Here is a 351-nt window from a genome sequence, read left to right on the forward strand (position 1 = left end):
GCGGCCTTGGTCGTCCCAGAAGCCGGTCTCGATGTTGTCGGTCAGTAGGGCGGCGTTGCGTCGTGCGCGTTCGGCTGGGTCGGGGATGGCGGGGTCACCGCTGGAGTGGGTCATGCGGCGGTCTCCAGTTCGGGCAGGTCCGCGGTGGTAGCCGCGGTGGTGGTGGGTGTGGTGCGGGTTTTGGCGAGGATGTCGAGGGCGAAGTAGCGGCGGCCTTCGGTCCATTCGTCGTGTTGTTCGGCCAGGACGGCGCCGACGAGGCGGATGATCGCGTCGCGGTCGGGGAAGATCCCGACGACGTCGGTGCGGCGGCGGATCTCCTTGTTCAGGCGTTCGTTGGGGTTGTTCGAC

1 protein-coding gene is annotated in these 351 nt (G+C 68.1%); it reads right to left on the bottom strand.

Annotated features, from left to right (window positions below):
- Positions 1-110: 110 nt before the first annotated feature.
- Positions 111-351: transposase (locus HH310_RS43030; RefSeq protein WP_211193347.1), on the bottom strand; the 241-nt coding region annotated here is incomplete at its 5' end.

The sequence above is a fragment of the Actinoplanes sp. TBRC 11911 genome (assembly GCF_012933445.1).
GTDB lineage: Bacteria > Actinomycetota > Actinomycetes > Mycobacteriales > Micromonosporaceae > Actinoplanes.